General features: G+C 64.1%; 14 protein-coding genes. 12 read left to right on the top strand and 2 right to left on the bottom strand.

Features of this window, described 5'->3' with window-relative positions:
• Window positions 1-160: 160 nt before the first annotated feature.
• Genes C2I19_RS08690 through C2I19_RS08670 form a run of 5 tightly spaced genes read left to right on the top strand, consistent with a single transcriptional unit; the run spans window position 161 to window position 5711 of the window.
• Window positions 161-811, top strand: coding sequence for a TetR/AcrR family transcriptional regulator (locus C2I19_RS08690; RefSeq protein WP_103902313.1), 651 nt, complete (start codon window positions 161-163; stop codon window positions 809-811).
• On the top strand, window positions 808-1791 hold the full coding sequence (gene hlyD, locus C2I19_RS08685; protein WP_103902312.1) for a secretion protein HlyD: 984 nt from the start codon (window positions 808-810) through the stop codon (window positions 1789-1791). Before C2I19_RS08690 ends, hlyD begins: the two co-directional genes overlap by 4 nt.
• Window positions 1788-3506, top strand: a complete 1719-nt coding sequence (locus tag C2I19_RS08680) for an ATP-binding cassette domain-containing protein (protein ID WP_103902311.1) — start codon at window positions 1788-1790, stop codon at window positions 3504-3506. The genes hlyD and C2I19_RS08680 overlap by 4 nt, the downstream gene beginning before the upstream one ends.
• Window positions 3503-4615: an ABC transporter permease gene (locus tag C2I19_RS08675; protein WP_103902310.1), complete on the top strand. Its 1113-nt coding sequence runs from the start codon at window positions 3503-3505 to the stop codon at window positions 4613-4615. Before C2I19_RS08680 ends, C2I19_RS08675 begins: the two co-directional genes overlap by 4 nt.
• A 4-nt stretch (window positions 4616-4619) precedes the next feature.
• Window positions 4620-5711, top strand: a complete 1092-nt coding sequence (locus C2I19_RS08670; RefSeq protein WP_103902309.1) for an ABC transporter permease — start codon at window positions 4620-4622, stop codon at window positions 5709-5711.
• Between the two features lie 18 nt (window positions 5712-5729).
• On the opposite strand, the gene C2I19_RS08665 is transcribed toward C2I19_RS08670, so the two are convergent.
• On the bottom strand, window positions 5730-6344 hold the full coding sequence (locus C2I19_RS08665; protein ID WP_158253666.1) for a TetR family transcriptional regulator: 615 nt from the start codon (window positions 6342-6344) through the stop codon (window positions 5730-5732).
• A 145-nt stretch (window positions 6345-6489) separates the two neighbouring features.
• Between C2I19_RS08665 and C2I19_RS08660 the strand changes: the two genes are divergently transcribed.
• Entirely contained in the window at window positions 6490-7815 is a 1326-nt protein-coding gene (locus C2I19_RS08660; protein ID WP_158253665.1) for an MATE family efflux transporter, read from the top strand.
• Between the two features lie 199 nt (window positions 7816-8014).
• On the opposite strand, the gene C2I19_RS08655 is transcribed toward C2I19_RS08660, so the two are convergent.
• Window positions 8015-8281 (bottom strand): hypothetical protein, encoded by a 267-nt coding sequence (locus C2I19_RS08655; protein WP_103902306.1) that lies wholly within the window; start codon window positions 8279-8281, stop codon window positions 8015-8017.
• A 233-nt stretch (window positions 8282-8514) separates the two neighbouring features.
• Here C2I19_RS08655 and C2I19_RS08650 point away from each other — a divergent pair, with 233 nt between their 5' ends.
• The 6 genes from C2I19_RS08650 to C2I19_RS08625 all read left to right on the top strand — a co-directional run bounded on the left by C2I19_RS08650 (window position 8515) and on the right by C2I19_RS08625 (window position 15996).
• Window positions 8515-9288, top strand: coding sequence for a substrate-binding periplasmic protein (locus tag C2I19_RS08650; protein ID WP_103902305.1), 774 nt, complete (start codon window positions 8515-8517; stop codon window positions 9286-9288).
• Between the two features lie 122 nt (window positions 9289-9410).
• Window positions 9411-10007: an Ntn hydrolase family protein gene (locus tag C2I19_RS08645; RefSeq protein ID WP_103902316.1), complete on the top strand. Its 597-nt coding sequence runs from the start codon at window positions 9411-9413 to the stop codon at window positions 10005-10007.
• The gene (hslO, locus tag C2I19_RS08640; protein ID WP_103902304.1) at window positions 10004-10882 is read left to right on the top strand and encodes an Hsp33 family molecular chaperone HslO; all 879 of its coding nucleotides are present in this window, start codon (window positions 10004-10006) and stop codon (window positions 10880-10882) included. Before C2I19_RS08645 ends, hslO begins: the two co-directional genes overlap by 4 nt.
• 489 nt (window positions 10883-11371) lie before the next feature.
• Entirely contained in the window at window positions 11372-12478 is a 1107-nt protein-coding gene (gene asd / locus C2I19_RS08635; protein ID WP_103902303.1) for an aspartate-semialdehyde dehydrogenase, read from the top strand.
• A gap of 135 nt (window positions 12479-12613) precedes the next feature.
• Window positions 12614-13624, top strand: a complete 1011-nt coding sequence (locus C2I19_RS08630; protein ID WP_103902302.1) for an aspartate-semialdehyde dehydrogenase — start codon at window positions 12614-12616, stop codon at window positions 13622-13624.
• Window positions 13625-13803: 179 nt separating this feature from the next.
• Complete coding sequence (locus tag C2I19_RS08625) at window positions 13804-15996, top strand: motility hub landmark protein FimV (protein WP_103902301.1); 2193 nt, start codon at window positions 13804-13806, stop codon at window positions 15994-15996.
• Window positions 15997-16097: the final 101 nt, after the last annotated feature.

The raw sequence follows: 16097 nt of genomic DNA, 5'->3' as shown, positions 1-16097 counted from the left end.
ATCGCAAACCTGCAGAGGATTGGTGTAGGAACCTTAATTCTGCAGGTTTGCACCCCTCCTATCTGCTCCCTGCTTCAAAACGTCAACAGCCCCTAGGCAAATCCGTGGCTAGAGTAAGGTTTTCATTGCGGGCTGATTTATACGGTTGTATAAACCGTGGATGAGTCCGACAGAAAAGCAGGGCGACACCCGGCAGCGTTTGCTGCGCCAGGGGCTGGACAGCGTGCGGCGCACTGGCTTGCGCGGCCTGGTGGTGCGCGAGGTGGCCGCCGCCGCCGGCGTCAACCCCGGCAGCTTCGTTTACCATTTCGGCAGCCGGGAACGTTTCATCAGCGAGCTAGTGGAGCTGTGGTACGCGCCTATCTACCGCCAGCTACGGCAGACGGCGAGCCTGAACCGATCCGATGACGCGCTGGAGGCGCTGCGCGCGGTGCTGGAGCAGTTGCTCCAGCTGGCGGCCGAGCACGCCGGCTTCGCCGGCCATCTGGTGGCGGATGCCTTAGCCGGAGAGCGCGCCGCGCAGGCTTTTCTGCTGCGGCTGCCATCGCGCCATGTGCGGCTGTTGCTGGTGCTGATCAGCAGGGCTCGGCGGCAGGGCAGGCTGGCGGATGCGCCGGCGCCGCAACTGCTGTGTTTCCTGGTCTCGGCCATGGGCTTGCCCTTGCTGTTGGCGCGCGGGCCGCTGGCGTCCAGCGATTGGCTGCCGCCAAGCATCAGGCAATTGCAGGCCTGGATGGCGGATATTCCGGCGGCGCGCCAGCGCCTGGCCTGGGCGCTGGCCGGCATTGGCAGAATGGGGGAGAAATCATGAGCAAGCGTTGGCTAGCGGTTGTGGCGCTATTGCTGTTGGCGGCGGGCGGCGTGGCCTATTACTTTTATCAACGCGCGGCGGCGGCCGAGCGCGAGACCACTTTGTACGGCAATGTGGACATCCGCGAGGCGATTTTGGCTTTCCGCGTGCCGGGCCGGCTGGCCGCGGTGCTGGTGGATGAGGGCGATGCGGTGCAGCCGGGGCAGATATTGGCGCGCCTGGATGCCGAGCCCTTGCGCAACAGCCTGAACGCCGCGCTGGCCAACGAGTCCGCGCTGGCCGCGCGCAACGCGCTGATGCATAAGGGGAACCGCCGCGAGGATGTCGAGCAGGCGCGCGCCAGGCTGAGCGCGGCCGAGGCCGCCGTCGCGCAGACCTCCAGCGATTACCGCCGCCAGAACGCGCTGGAGCCGGTTGGGGGCAGCAGCCGCCAGCAATTGGAACTGGCGCGTTCGCTGCGCGACCAGGCCCTGGCCCAGCGCGATGCGGCGAGCCAGCAGTTGCGCGCGCTGGCCACGGGTTTTCGCCCAGAGGAAATCGCGGAGTCCGATGCCTTGCTGAAGCAGGCCCGCGCCAATGTCGCAGCCGCCCGGCTGGCTTTGAAAGACGCCAATCTGCAATCTCCCAGCGCCGGCATCATCCTGACGCGCGCGGTGGAGGCTGGCACCATGGTGCAGGCCGGCACCTCGGCATTCACGCTGTCCCTGCGCCAGCCGGTTTGGGTGCGCGCCTACGTGGCGGAAAGCCAGCTGGGCAGTTTTCCCTCCGGGAGCAAGGTAACGGTGGCTAGCGACAGCCATCCGGACAAGCTGTATCACGGCGTGGTCGGCTTCGTTTCGCCCACCGCGGAATTTACGCCCAAAAACGTGGAGACGGCTGATTTGCGCACCGCCCTGGTTTATCGCATCCGAGTGGTGGTGGGCGATGCCGACGCCGGGCTGAATCAGGGCATGCCGGTGACGCTGAGGCTGGAAAAATGAGCGCGTCCATCCGCGCCGAGCGGCTGAGCAAGCGCTTTCCCGGCGCGGCGGCGGACGCGGTGACGCAAGTGGAGCTGGATATCCCGGCCGGCTGCATCGCCGGTCTGGTGGGGCCGGACGGCGCGGGCAAGACCACCTTGCTGCGTATGCTTGCTGGATTGCTGGCGCCCAGCGGCGGCTCGGCCCGGATTGCTGGGCTGGACCCGCAGGCCGATGCCGGCGAGCTGCGCCGCAATATAGGCTATATGCCGCAGAAGTTTGGCCTGTATGAAGACCTGACAGTGCAGGAGAACCTGGAACTATACGCCGAGTTGCGCGAGGTGCGGGGCGAGGACAAGGCCAGGGATTTCCAGCGCCTGCTGGCGCTGACCAATCTGGCGCCGTTCACCGGCCGCTACGCCGGCAAACTGTCCGGCGGCATGAAGCAGAAGCTGGGCCTAGCTTGTTCGCTGCTGGGCAAGCCGCGGGTGCTGCTGCTGGATGAACCGGGCGTCGGCGTCGATCCGATTTCTCGCCGCGAGCTGTGGAAGCTGATCCGAGCGCTGTCCGCCGAGGGCATCACCGTGCTGTTGAGCACGGCCTATCTGGATGAGGCCGAAGCCTGCGACGTGGTTTACCTGATGGCGGAGGGGCGCATCCGCGCCGGCGGCCCGCCGGCTGAACTGACGCGTCCGCTGGCCGGGCGCTGCCTGCGGCTGAGTGGCATCGCGGGCAATCGCCGCCAACTGTTGCAGCGGCTGTTGCGTCAGCCGGAGCTGATGGACGGCACGATACAGGGCAGCGGCCTGCGGCTGTTGTTGCGCGAGGAGGGGCGCTGGCCGGATCTGGCCAAGGCCGAAGCCGGCCCGGAGGCCAGGCTGCAGCCGGCGCCGCCGCGCTTGGAGGATGCCTTCATCAGCCTGCTGGGTGGTGGTCCAGGAGGAGATTCGGTGTTGGCCGCAGTGATGCCTGCCGTGCCGCCACACCATGACGAGGCGGTGATAGAAGCGAGGGGGCTGACCAAGCGCTTCGGCGATTTTTACGCGACGGACGACGTTAGTTTCGAAGTGAGGCGCGGCGAAGTGTTCGGTCTGCTGGGGCCCAACGGCGCCGGCAAGTCCACTACGTTCAAGATGGAGTGCGGCCTGCTCAAGCCCAGCGTCGGCCAGGCGCTGGTGATGGGCCTGGATTTGAAGGCCAGTCCCACCGCCGCGCGCCAGCAGCTGGGCTATATGGCGCAAAAATTCTCGCTGTACGCGCAGCTGTCCGTGCGGCGCAACCTGATGTTCTTCTCCGGCGTCTACGGCCTGGCCGGCCAGGCGCAGCGCGACAAGGTGGCGCAGATGGAGCGGGTGTTCGGCCTCGCGCCTTATATGGATAGCCCATCCGGCGAGCTGCCTCTAGGCTTCAAGCAGCGGCTGGCGCTGGCCTGCGCGGTGATGCACGAGCCGCCGTTGCTGTTTCTGGACGAACCAACCTCGGGCGTGGACCCGGTCACGCGGCGCGAGTTCTGGACCCATATCAACGGCTTGGCCGAAAAAGGCGTCACCGTGCTGGTGACCACGCATTTCATGGACGAGGCGGAATACTGCGACCGCATCGCCTTGGTGTACCGCGGCAAACTGCTGGCCTTGGACACGCCGGACGCCTTGAAGAGCAGCGTGGCCAGCGAGGCCCGGCCCCACCCGACGATGGAGGATGCCTTCATCCAGCTGGTGGAGGAGGCCGACCAATGAACGCGCGCCGGCTGTGGGCCTTGTGCCGCAAGGAGAGCTACCAGATCGTGCGCGATCCCAGCAGCATTCTGATCGCCTTCATCCTACCGGTGGCGCTGCTGTTCATCCTCGGCTACGCGGTGAACCTGGATTCGGCCCACATCCGGCTGGGCCTGCTGAACCAGGACGGCGGCGCGGCAGCGCAGCGGCTGGCGGCGACCTTGCGCGCCACGCCGTCTTTCGAGGTGAAAACGGCGGCGTCGCGCGCGGCGCTGGACGACATGCTGGCGCATGGCCGGATACGCGGCGCGGTGATCATTCCGGACGACTTCTCGCGCGGCTGGCAGCGGCGGGCCGGCGCGATACAGCTGGTGACCGACGGCGCGGAGCCGAATACCGCCAACTTCATCGCCGCCTATGTGCAGGGTGCCTGGCTGCGGTGGCAGCAGGCCGAAGGCGAGGAGCATGCCCAGGCCGCGCCGCCGGCCATCGATCTGCGTCAGCGCGTCTGGTTCAATCCCAGCGCGGAGAGTCCCAACTTCCTGGTGCCAGGCACCATCGCCATCGTGATGACCATAGTCGGAGCGCTGCTGTCGTCGCTGGTGGTGGCGCGCGAATGGGAGCGCGGCACGATGGAGGCGCTGTTGGCCACGCCGGTCAGCCGCGCCGAGCTGCTGCTGTCCAAGATCTTGCCATACTACGTGTTGGGCATCGCCGCCATGCTGCTGTGCCTGCTGGTGGCGGTGTTCGTGATGGGCGTGCCGTTCCGTGGCTCGCTGTGGCTATTGTGGCTGATGTCCTCGCTGTTTCTGGGCAATGCGCTGGGCATGGGGCTGTTTCTATCCACCGTGATGCGCACCCAGTTCGACGCCGCGCAGGCCGCGTTGACGGCGGGTTACCTGCCGGCGCTGATGCTGTCCGGCTTTGTATTCGAAATTTCCAGCATGCCCGCGCCGCTGCAGTGGCTGACCCGCATCCTGCCGGCGCGCTATTTCGCCAGCACGCTGCAGACGCTGTTCCAGGCGGGTGTGATTCCCTCGCTGCTCTGGTTCAACGCGGCCAGCCTGATCGCGCTGGGCGCGTTCTGGCTGTGGCAGACCGTGCGCAAAACCCGAAGAACCCTGGATTGAGACCATGTGGCAACGCTTGCTGTGGCTGATCGTCAAGGAATTGCAAACCATCATGGGCAGCCGCCAGGGCCGGCTGCTGTTGGTGGTGCCGGTGCTGCTGCAGCTCGTGGTGTTTCCCTTCGCCGCCACGCTGGAAGTCAAGCACGCCAGCTTGGCGGTATATAACCAGGATGGCGGCGCGGCCTCGCAGGAGCTGGTGAAGCGCTTGTCCGCCAGCGTCACGTTCGACCATGTGGTGCCGGTGCATAGTTTGCCGGAGCTGCGCGACTGCATAGACCGCCAGTGCGCGCTGCTGGCTGTGGCCTTCCCCCAGGATTTTTCCCGCGCGCTGGCGGCGGGGCGAAGCGCGCCGTTGCAGGTGATCGTGGATGGCAGGCGCTCCAATAGCGGGCAGATCGCCAGCGCTTACATCGGCCAGGTGGTGGCGGCCTATCAGGCCGAGCGCGGCGGCGCGGCGCCGCAGGTTTCGGTACGCAATCGCTACAATCCCAACCTGGAATACCAGTGGCACGTGCTGCCCAGCCTGGTGGCCATCATCACTACCATAGGCTGTTTGATCGTCACTGCATTGTCAGTGGCGCGAGAGCGCGAGGAGGGGACTTTCGACCAGTTGTTGGTCTCGCCGCTGACGCCGGCCTACATCATGGCCGGCAAGGCGGTGCCGGGCGTGCTGGTGGCCCTGCTACAGGGCAGCCTGATCGCCCTGGCCGCGGTCTGGGTATACCACGTGCCGTTTGGCGGCTCGTTGCCGTTGTTGCTGCTCAGCATGGCCAGCTACGGCCTGGCGCTGGCCGGCGTGGGGCTGTTCATCTCCTCGATCTCGTATACCCAACAGCAGGCTTTTCTGGGCGTGTTCTCGTTCATGGTGCCGGCGGTGATCCTGTCCGGCTACGTCTCGCCGATCGAGAACATGCCTGAAGTCCTGCAATGGCTGGCGCGCGTGAATCCGCTGAGCTACTTCATTCCCATTCTGAAGGGAACGTTTCTGAAAGGCTTCGGTTTCGCCGATGCCTGGCCGTGGCTATTGCCCTTGTGGCTGATCGCCGCCGTCACGCTGAGCCTGGCGCTGTGGTGTTTCCGCCGCCATGTCGAGTAGTCGCGGGCGCCTTGTTTCCTAAGCCTTGGTGAAACTGGCGGCGTGCGGCAAACCCTCCAGCGCGCCGCGCAAGATGCGCTCGCAGCGCGGCAAAGCGTCTGGTCCATTTTCCAGCAGCTCGTATAAGCCGCTGAACAGGCAGACTAAATAGTCCGCGGCCAGGCCTATGTCCAGAGCGGCTGGCATTTCTTCCTGCGCGATGGCGCGACGCAGTTGGCGGCGCACGAAATGCATGGTCAGCCGGTCCGCCATTTCGCGCCGGCGCAGGATGCTGCGGTTTTCCGGAATCTGCTCGCATTTCTGGTACAGGATCTGGTAGACGCGTTGCGGCGAGCCCGGCTCCAGGAATTGAGCCAGGTAATAGCTGGCGGCGTCCCGCAGCGTGTCGCCGGCGGAAGCGCCAGGCGCGGGAAAGCGCAACGCGTCCAGCGCGAAGGCGCGGTCTATCATCGCCTGGCAGACTTCCAGCTTGTTTTCGTAGTGGCCGTACACGGCGCCGCGCGATACGCCGGCCGCATCGGCGATGTCCGCCATCGCGGCGTTGGCGACACCCTTGGCCAGGAATGTCCGTTCCGCGCCGTCCAAAATCGCGTCCCGCGTTTTCTGCGCGTCTTCCTTGGTCTTGCGAGCCATGCCGCCTCCCTTGTTGTCCTTAAGCACCATTGTGCTGGAAATTAATTAATCATGCATGACTGATTAAATGTTAGGATATCTGCCCTTCTCCATCTGAATGACTGTCATGTCGAACGCGCGCACCCGTGATCTGGATACGCTTCCCGTGTCGAAACTGTTCTGGCGCTATGCCATTCCCTCTGTCGCAGGCATGGTGGTGACCGGGCTGTATGCCATCATAGACGGCGTCTTCGTCGGCCATTACGTCGGCAGCCACGGCCTGGCGGCGATCAACCTGGCCTACCCCATGGTGATGCTGCAGGTGGGGCTGGGCGCCATGCTCAGCATGGGTGCCGCAACCCGCATCGCCATTCGGCAGGGCGCCGGCGATCAGGCCGGCGCGCGCGGCGCGCTGCTGACGGTTTTGCTGTTGTTGGCGTTGTTCGGCGCGGCGATTCCCGCCTGGGGTCTGCCCAATATTGATTTTCTGCTGGGATTGTTGCAGGCGGGCGGGCAGGACGAGGTAACGGTTCAGGCGCGGGCCTATTTGTGGTGGATGCTGGCTGGCGCGGTTCTGACCATGGGGCAGATGCTGATCGTCTACCTGGTGCGCAACGACGGCAGGCCGGGGCTGGCGACGGCCTTGACCACCTTGGGCGCATTGCTGAACATCTTGCTGAATTACATTTTGGTGGGAAGGCTGGGCCTGGGGCTGGCTGGCTCCGCCATCGGCACGCTGATTGCGGAAGGCGTGGTGGTGGCCTTGGGTATGGTTTATTTCTTTTCGCGTCACGCGGGGCTGCGTCTGCGGTGGGGCACTTTACGGCCGGATCGCGCCGCCATGTGGCCCATCCTGTGCCTGGGGACGCCCAGCCTGCTGATGGAGCTGAACCTGGCTTTGCTGCTGTATGCGCATAATTACCAGCTATTTCGCTGGGGAGACGAGCTTAGCCTGGCTGCTTACGCGGTGGCGGGCTATACGGAGGCGCTGTTCACGCTGGCGATCCATGGCTTGGCGGTGGGCATGCAGCCCCTGCTGGGCCATGCCACCGGGGCGGAGCAGCCGGCGCGTGCGCGGGCGGCGCTGCTGCATGGGTTGAAAGTCTGCCTTGTGCTGGGGGCGGCGGCCTTGGCGGCTGTTCAATTGTTCCCGGAGGTCATCGCCGCCTGGTATAGCGATGGCAGCCAGGCGCTGGTTGACGCCGGCGGACGCGCATTGCGGCTGCATCTGCTGGCCATGCCGCTGGATGGTTTGGCCGTAGTGGGGTGCACCGCGCTGCAGGCGATGGCGATGACGAGGCTGGCCCTGGGCGTAACGGTGGGCAAGACCGTTTTGCTGTTGCCGTCGCTGGGCTTGTTGCCCCTGGCGCTGGGACTGGATGGAGTATGGTTGGCGATGCCCCTGGTCAATGCGGTCCTGGGCTTGTTGATGGCTGGCGTTTTGTGGCGGCTGGCCGCTCGTCTGCAGGCGAGCGCCAGCGCGGCGGCTTAATTGTCGATGGGCGCGTAAGTGCTGTGCGTCCGGCCTGCGACTGCCGCAAGCTTGGTCTATGCAAGATCGCTGTTCTAACGGCCCCGCTGCTCATTTCGCCGTGTCTTGACGCTGGCGTTGACCGGCAGCTTGGTGACGCGGGGTATGGACATGATGCAGCCCCGCTCTGGAAGCGGGGCTGTTGCCATTTGGGCATCAATCAGGCAGTTTTGGCGCCGAGCGGGATTTCAATCAGCGTTTTGCGGCTTTCCTGCGGCGGATAGTCCACATGCACCACTTGCATCAGCGCCATGTCCCTCAGGCGGCGGCGCAGCGGATGGGTGTCCGCGGCATCTTCCTCGCAGTCGAAGGATTCATCGGAGGGCGCCTGCGGCTTGGCTTTGATCTGTTGTTTTTCGAAGCAGGTCAAGGGACGTTGCAGAATGGACTCCAGGGATTCGTCCATTTCAATTTGGCTGTCAAGCATGGCACTCACCTTTTCAAGAAGGGGGTCTTCGCCTGGCTTATGAGCCTTGGCGAGCTGAACTCTGCCATTGCATGATATCCATCTGCTAGCTGAATGTTTATAAGTAGGAACCGCTAGTTCTGTCCGAAAGTATAGCGATAACAGTGACTTGTCTGTTTCTCTGCCTCTGTATGGGAGGCGCGGCGGGCCTTTGGTGTTTATGCTGAAGAAATCCCGAAAGAGAGGCAATTGTCATGTTGCGACGATTGTTGTTGTGTCTGGCCTGTCTGTCTTTTCTGGCCTCGGCGCGCGCGGCCGAACCGCTGGCCGTTTATACCGATGAATGGCCGCCCATCAGTTTTGAAGAAGATGGCGAAGTGAAGGGCATGGCGGTGGAGCTGGTGCAGCAGATCCAGCGGCGCTTGCACGCCGAGCAGCCGGTCAGGCTGCTGCCTTGGGCGCGGGCCTACAATTTTCTGTTGACCCGGCCCAATGTCCTGCTGTTTGTGCTGGGGCGCACGCCGGAGCGCGAGAAGCTGATGACCATGGTCGGCCCGGTGGCGACGTCGGCCATCAACCTTTATTGCCGCAAGGGCGAGGCTTTGGCTTTGCGGCGTTTGGGCGACAAGCTGCAGCTGCAGCCCTTGACGGCGTTCCGCAGCAGCATCTTCCTGGCCGCGGCCAAGCGGCACGGTTTCCTCAACATCGTGGAAAGCGCGGACCCGGAGCAGTCCGCCTTGATGTTGCAAGCCAGCCGGGTGGCCATGTGGTCCGAGGGCGACAGCGTGGTGGGCAGCGTGATGCGCAAGGCGGGCTTGCCGGCCGATGCGGTGGAGTTGTTGCAGCCGCTGGAGAAAATAGACTTGTACCTGGCCTTCTCGCGCGGAACGGACCGCGAGGCCGTGCAGGCCTGGGAGCAGGCGCTGCGCGAGATGAAGCGGGACGGCAGCTTCCGCAAAATCTATTTGCGTTGGCTGCCGGGAGCTGCGCCGCCGATGCTAGTGGAGAGGGCTGGCATCGAGCCCTGACGCGGGGCGTCGCGCTATGGTATATTCGCCCGTTTTTGGCGGCGGGCTGGAAAATCCGCGAATCGCCCCTATCTGGCAGCAGATGGGGCCGCATGGCCCGCAACGAGAGCAAGGTAAGCCGCATGACGACCATCGTGGCCGTGCGCAAGGGCGACCAGATCGCCATTGCCGCCGACAGCCAGACCACCTTCGGCGACGACCAGAAGCTGCTGGCGCCGTATGATTGTTTTCACGACAAAATCTTCCGCCACGGCGACAGCTACCTGGCTGTGTCCGGCTCCGCCGCGCATGACCTGGTGCTGCAAGGCGCGCTGGCCGACTTGAAAAAGAAGGACCTGAGTAGCCGCCGCGGCATTTTCGAAACCTTCCGCAAGCTGCATCCGAAGCTGAAGGACGCTTTCTATCTGCGCCCGGAAGAGGACGAGGAAGATCCATACGAATCCAGCCAGATGATGGTGGTGATCGCCAACCGGCATGGCATCTTCGGCGTTTACCCCATGCGCGAGATCTATGAATTTTCCCGGATCTGGGCGATAGGCTCCGGCCGCAAGTTCGCGATGGGCGCGATGCACGCGGTCTATGACCAGAATCTGTCCGCGCGCGAAATAGCCGAGATCGGCGTGCGCGCCGGCTGCGAGTTCGACGTCAGTTCTTCGCTGCCCATGTCCGTCTACACCGTTGATGTGGCCGCTGGCGCGGCCAAGGAAGCAAAAGCATGAACCAACACGACACACTGCAACGATTCCTGTTTGACGGCGCGCCGGCGCGCGGCGCGCTGGTGCGGCTGGACGGCGCCTGGCAACAGGTGCTGAGCCGCCGCGCTTATCCTGAAGTCCTGAAAACCGTGCTGGGCGAAATGATGGCGGCCTCGGTGTTGATGGCGGCCAATCTGAAGTTCGACGGCACCTTGATCCTGCAAATCCATGGCACCGGCGCGCTGAAGCTGGCCGTGGTGGAGTGCAATAACGACCGCACCGTGCGCGCCACCGCCAAATGGCAGGGCGAGCTGGAAGACAAGCCGCTGGCCGAGCTGCTGGGCGAGGGCGGCAAGTTCGTGCTGACGCTGGAGCCGCGGCTGGACAAGAGCCAGACCTGGCAGGGCATCGTCGCCTTGGAAGGCGATTCGGTGGGGCAGATGCTGGAAAACTACATGCTGCGCTCCGAACAACTGGAAACCACGTTGGTGCTGGCCTGCGACGACAATACCGCTGCCGGCATGCTGCTGCAGCGCTTGCCGGAGGGCCATGGCGAGGCCGAGGGCTGGACCCGCGTCCAGATGCTGGGCCGCACGCTGAAGTCCGAAGAGCTGCTGCAGCTTGGCGCGGAGGACATCCTGCACCGCCTGTTCCATGAGGAAGAAGTCCGCGTGTTCGAGCGCGAGGGCGTCAGCTTCAACTGCAACTGCTCGCGCGAGCGCGTCGGCGACATGCTGATCATGCTGGGCGGCCAGGAAGTGGGCGAGGTGATGCTGGAGCAGGGCAGCGTGGAAATCGTCTGCGATTACTGCAATCAGCACTATGTATTCGACGAGGAAGACGTCAACCAGCTGTTCGATTTCGACGTGGTGGAAGCGGCGCGCGAGGCGCGCCACTAAACGTCCGCTCGGCAAGCAAACCATAAACGGCCATGGCTAAACTCCATGGCCGTTTTCATTTCCGCTTGTCTGATGGGGGCGGATTGCGCGGTTTGCTCCTACAAGTAACAAGTAAGAAGCGACAAAACGATGGCGGACATCGTGTCGAGCAGTCCAGAAGGTTGGCCTGGCTGTAATCGTCCAGGATTATTGACCGCGCTCAAGCTTTGCTGATCAAGATGCGCGCTTGTGGACGGTTGCTCAAGGCTAGGCCCCGCTGAGCACACATTTTGCCATCAATCGCGCTCATGCATTTCCCCGCAAGGCCTTCCACGCGTTCAGTCTGTCTTAATCTATTGTTCCGCTTACCTTCACAATAAAAACGATTTAGCCCATTGCCTGCGGCTGTGGCGCGCTGCACAATGGGGTAACAAAAATTTCATCGCCGCCGCGGCCCGGGCCCTGGCGGCGTTCATGATTCGGACTTAGGACAGACTCGGGAGATTTACAGTGAGAGTAGGCTTTGTAGGCTGGCGCGGCATGGTTGGCTCCGTGCTGATGCAGCGCATGCGCGAGGAAAACGATTTCTCCGTCATCGACGAACCGGTGTTCTTCACCACTTCCAACGTCGGCGGCAAGGCGCCGGACATCGGCCGCGATGTGCCGCCGCTGAAAGACGCCGGCGATATCGACGAATTGAAGGCGATGGATGTGATCGTCACCTGCCAGGGCGGCGATTACACCACCGATGTGTACGGCAAGCTGCGCGCCGCCGGCTGGAAGGGCTACTGGATTGATGCCGCCTCCACGCTGCGCATGCAGGACGACTCCATCATCATTCTGGATCCGGTCAACCGCGGGCTGATCGACCAGGGTCTGGCCAACGGCGTCAAAGACTTCATCGGCGGCAATTGCACCAACTCCATCATGCTGATGGGCATGAACGGCCTGTTCCGCGAAGGCCTGGTCGACTGGGTGTCTTCCATGACTTACCAGGCGGCGTCGGGCGGCGGCGCGAACCATATGCGAGAGCTGCTGAAGGGCATGGGCGCCATTCATGCGACCGTCGCGAATGAGCTGGCCACGCCGTCGTCGGCCATCCTGGACATAGACCGCAAGGTGGCCAAGGCCATTCGCGAAGACGTGCCGACCGAATACTTTGGGGCGCCGCTGGCCGGCGGCCTGATTCCGTGGATAGACAAGCAGCTGGACAACGGCCAATCCAAGGAAGAGTGGAAGGGCCAGGCCGAGGTCAACAAGATTCTCGGCACCGCCAGCGTGATTCCGGTGGACGGCCTGTGCGTGCGCATCGGCGCCATGCGCTGCCATAGCCTCGCTTTGACCGTGAAGCTGAAGAAGGATCTGCCGCTGGAAGAAATCGAAGCCATCATCAAGTCCGGCAACGACTGGGTGAAGTGGGTGCCGAACGAGCGCGAGATTTCGGTCAAGGAGCTGACCCCGGCTACGATCACCGGCGGGCTGGAAGTGGGCGTCGGCCGCGTGCGCAAGCTGAATATGGGCGGCGAATACCTGTCCGCCTTCGTGATTGGCGACCAGCTGCTGTGGGGCGCCGCCGAACCGCTGCGCCGCATGCTGCGTATCCTGATCGAGCGCTGACGGGTAGAATGGCGCCTAGCCTGGACCCGGCGCTGTCGGGTCTGAAGAACTCAAGGGCACTTCGGTGCCCTTTTTGCATTGAACGCCGCCTTGCGCGTATGCTGCGGGCGTGCCGTAACAACAGGAATACCGAATATGTCGACTTCTCTGCAAATCGCCGTCGTGGGCGCCACCAGCCTGGTGGGTCAGGCCGTGCTGGAACTGCTGGCCGAACGCAACTTCCCGGCCGCCCGCGTGTTCGCGGTGGACAGCGCCGAGCAGGACGGCAGCACCGTGTCGCTGGGCAATCTGGAGCTGGACGTGCATCCGGTGGACGAGTTCAATTTTGAGAACGTCGGCCTGGCCATCTTCGCCGCCGGCGGCGACATCGCGCGCGAATACGTGCCGCAGGCGCGCGACGCCGGCGCGTCGGTGGTGGATTTCAGTTCCGCCTTCCGCAACGCGGCCGGCGTGCCGCTGGTGGCGCCGGCCATCAACGCCGCTGACCTGGAAGACCTGGGCCGCGCGCCGCTGGTGGCTGTGCCTAATTGCACGGCGACGCCGCTGGCGCTGGCGCTGGCTCCGCTGTTGCCGCTGGGCGTCGCGCGCGTGACCGTAGCGACTTACCAGGCGGTGTCCGGCAGCGGCCAGCAGGCGATGGAAGAAATGGCGGACCAAACCACCGCGCTGTTTTCGCAGCGCGAGGCAGAAGTCAATGTCTTTCCCAAGCGCATCGCCTTCAATGTGCTGCCGCAAATCGGCGAGCTGGACGACAACGGCGACTCGGAAGAGGAACGCTCGGTGCGCGACGAAACCGCGCGCTTGCTGAAGTTGAAGCCCGAGCAGCTGGAAGTGACTTGCGCGCGCGTGCCGGTGTTTTTCGGCCACTCTTGGGCGGTTCAAGTCGAGTTGCATAAGGAGTTTGACCTCGAGCAAGCGCAAAACCGCCTCAAGGCCGCAGGATTGCAAGTGGTGGGGCGCGAGCAGCACGGCGGCTATGTCTCGCCGATGGAGGCCACCGGCAACGAAGGGGTCTGGATCAGCCGCCTGCGTCGCCATGGCAACGTGCTAAGCTTGTGGATCTCGGCCGACAATGTGAAGGCTGGCGCCGCCATCCATTGCGTGCGCATCGCGGAAATTTTGGCCGGACAGAGCTCGCTGATGTGACAATGGCCGGACGGGCGCGGTGCGCGGCGCTTGTGACATCTGGCTAAACGCCCCGTCAAGGCCTAAGATTGCAGCAGTTGCCCGCCATCCCGGAGGCGGGCTCGCGCTAAAAAAATCAACATAAATGCGACAATGCCGGAAGGTAGACAGTGAGAAATCAGCGAAAACTCAAGCTTGGCATGCTTTTGATCGGTCTGGCGTATTCCGCGTGCGCCTGGGCCGGATTGGGGAAGATTAATGTTCGCTCCAATCTGGGGGAGCTTCTGAAGGCGGACATCGAAATGACCGGGCTGGTGCCTGGGGAAATGGACGCGGTCAGAGTGGGGCTGGCCAGCATGGAAACGTTTCAGGCGCTGAACGTCGACTATGCTTCCGCGCTGTCGACGCTGCGTTTCGCGTTGAATCCGGGCGCCAAGGGCGCGACCATACGCGTCAGCTCCACGCGGCCCATCAATGATCCGTATCTGCGCTTCGTCGTGGAAGCCAAGGCGCCTTCCGGCCGCTCGGTGCGCGAGTACACCGTGCTGCTTGACCCGGCCAATTACACGCCCGGTGGCCAGAGCATCGTGCAGGATGCGCCCAGCTACGCGGACAGCGATCAGGCATCCCGCTACAAGGCCGCGCCCGCGGCGAAACCCGCGCAGGCGGCTCCGGCCGAGTTGCGCGTAAAACAGGGCGCGACTTTGCGCGCGCTGGCGCAAAAGGTGAAACCGCGCGGCGCCAGCCTGCGTCAAGCCATGGCGGCGCTGGCCTTGGCCAATCCGGACGCCTTCGATCCGGCCGACATCAATCATCCCAAGGCGGGTTCCGTGCTGACGGTGCCCTCGCCGCGCAAGATCAAGGCGGTCACGGCAGAGCAGGCGAGCAGCATTCTGGGCCCCCTGCCGTCCGCGCCAGCGGCGGCCCCATCGCAGCCCCAGGCCATGCAGCCGGCGGGCAAGGGCGGAGACGTGCTCAAACTGGCGCCCGGCGATGCCGGCGACAGCGTGAAACTCAATGATCTGCAGCAGCAGATCAACGCCAGAGAAAAGGCGTTGCAGGACGCCACCGCGCGCATCGCCGCGCTGGAGCAGCAATTGAAGGCCTTGCAGACGGCGGGTCTGCTGCCTCCAGCCAAGATTGCTTCCGCTCCGGCTGCCGCGCCCATGCCGGCCAGCGCGGCGCAGGCTTTGAAACCGGTGGAATTGGCTCGCCCTGTCGTCAAGCACAAGCCGGCGCATGTCGCTCCGCCGCCGCCTCCGCCCCAGCCTTCGCTGATGGCGCGGATCATGGACTACCTGCCGCTGATTGGTGGCGGCGTGGCGGTGACAGGCTTGCTGGGTCTGTTGGGCATCATGGTGGCCCGGAGGCGCAAGTCGGCAGGGTTGGATGCCAGCGGCAGTGCGACGCTGGGACGCGCCACCGTCACTGGGCATGGTCCCAATACGGTGGCCGGATCGCACTCTTTCATGAGCAATTTCACTCAGGCCGCCGGCGCGATAGACGCGGCGGAGGTGGACCCGGTGGCGGAGGCAGAGGTGTATATCGCCTACGGCCGCGATCAGCAGGCGGAGGAAATCCTCAAGGACGCGCTGCTGAAGGATCCGTCGCGGCATGAGGTCCGGATGAAGTTGATGGAGGTGTATGCGGCGCGTCCCGACACGGCGAATTTCGAGCGCCTGGCCAGGGAAATGCAGGCGGCTTTCGATGGGCGCGGCGTGATGTGGGCCAAAACGGTGACGTTGGGGCGCGCCATCGACCCGGACAATCCGCTGTATCAGTCGGGGGAAGAGTCCATGCCGGCGCTGTCGGGGGCGGCTCGGGGCGACGATCTGATCGATCTGGACAAGGAGTTGTTCGGCGAAGAAGGCTCGATGATAGAGGCGGAGCCTTTGTCTGAAGCCGCTTCGGCGGTGGAAATGGAAGAGGCTGACCCGTTGGCCGCGTTATTCGATTTGCCGACCGAGGCTCCAGCTAAGCCGGCAGAGCCCAACGTGCTGGATTTCGACTTGGAGTCCATGCTGCCCGAAGAGCCCGCGGCGGCCGCACCGCCGCCTGTGCCGGCAGATGGCAATCTTCTGGATTTCGACTTCAACCTCGACTCCGCGCTGGTCGAGGAGGCCAAGCCTGTCGAGGAGTCCGCAGGCGGGCTGGAATCGCTGTACGCCGACATGATGGCGGAAACGCCGCAGCCGGCCAGCGCGGCGGCTCCGCAGGCGGAAGGCATGTCGGTGCTGGACGATCCGCTCTCAACCAAGCTCGACTTGGCCAAGGTGTATCTGGACATGGGCGACCGAGAGGGCGCGCGCGAGGTATTGCAGGATTTGCTGAGCGAGGCGCAGGGTTCGCTGAAAGATGAGGCGCAGGCCTTGTTCGATAAAATCAGCGTTTGAGCGCGGGAGCGTTCGCAATGGGAAAAGGCTGTCCCCGCCGAACCGGCGCGGGCAGCCTTTTTTCATGACATCGGCAGGATGTTTCGCTGAGCCCGGCAAAA

The sequence above is a fragment of the Chromobacterium alticapitis genome, assembly GCF_002924365.1.
GTDB lineage: Bacteria > Pseudomonadota > Gammaproteobacteria > Burkholderiales > Chromobacteriaceae > Chromobacterium > Chromobacterium alticapitis.
Note: the sequence above shows the minus strand (reverse complement) of the source record. Positions and strands in the feature narration are given on the sequence as shown.

What these genes read in the sequence shown, in the direction of transcription:
- C2I19_RS08655 (WP_103902306.1), bottom strand. Translation starts at nt 8,281, where the DNA reads ATGCTTGACAGCCAAATTGAAATGGACGAATCCCTGGAGTCCATTCTG.
- C2I19_RS08645 (WP_103902316.1), top strand. Translation starts at nt 9,411, where the DNA reads ATGACGACCATCGTGGCCGTGCGCAAGGGCGACCAGATCGCCATTGCC.
- C2I19_RS08680 (WP_103902311.1), top strand. Translation starts at nt 1,788, where the DNA reads ATGAGCGCGTCCATCCGCGCCGAGCGGCTGAGCAAGCGCTTTCCCGGC.
- C2I19_RS08650 (WP_103902305.1), top strand. Translation starts at nt 8,515, where the DNA reads ATGTTGCGACGATTGTTGTTGTGTCTGGCCTGTCTGTCTTTTCTGGCC.
- C2I19_RS08690 (WP_103902313.1), top strand. Translation starts at nt 161, where the DNA reads ATGAGTCCGACAGAAAAGCAGGGCGACACCCGGCAGCGTTTGCTGCGC.
- hslO (WP_103902304.1), top strand. Translation starts at nt 10,004, where the DNA reads ATGAACCAACACGACACACTGCAACGATTCCTGTTTGACGGCGCGCCG.
- C2I19_RS08675 (WP_103902310.1), top strand. Translation starts at nt 3,503, where the DNA reads ATGAACGCGCGCCGGCTGTGGGCCTTGTGCCGCAAGGAGAGCTACCAG.
- C2I19_RS08630 (WP_103902302.1), top strand. Translation starts at nt 12,614, where the DNA reads ATGTCGACTTCTCTGCAAATCGCCGTCGTGGGCGCCACCAGCCTGGTG.
- C2I19_RS08670 (WP_103902309.1), top strand. Translation starts at nt 4,620, where the DNA reads ATGTGGCAACGCTTGCTGTGGCTGATCGTCAAGGAATTGCAAACCATC.
- hlyD (WP_103902312.1), top strand. Translation starts at nt 808, where the DNA reads ATGAGCAAGCGTTGGCTAGCGGTTGTGGCGCTATTGCTGTTGGCGGCG.
- C2I19_RS08625 (WP_103902301.1), top strand. Translation starts at nt 13,804, where the DNA reads ATGCTTTTGATCGGTCTGGCGTATTCCGCGTGCGCCTGGGCCGGATTG.
- C2I19_RS08665 (WP_158253666.1), bottom strand. Translation starts at nt 6,344, where the DNA reads ATGGCTCGCAAGACCAAGGAAGACGCGCAGAAAACGCGGGACGCGATT.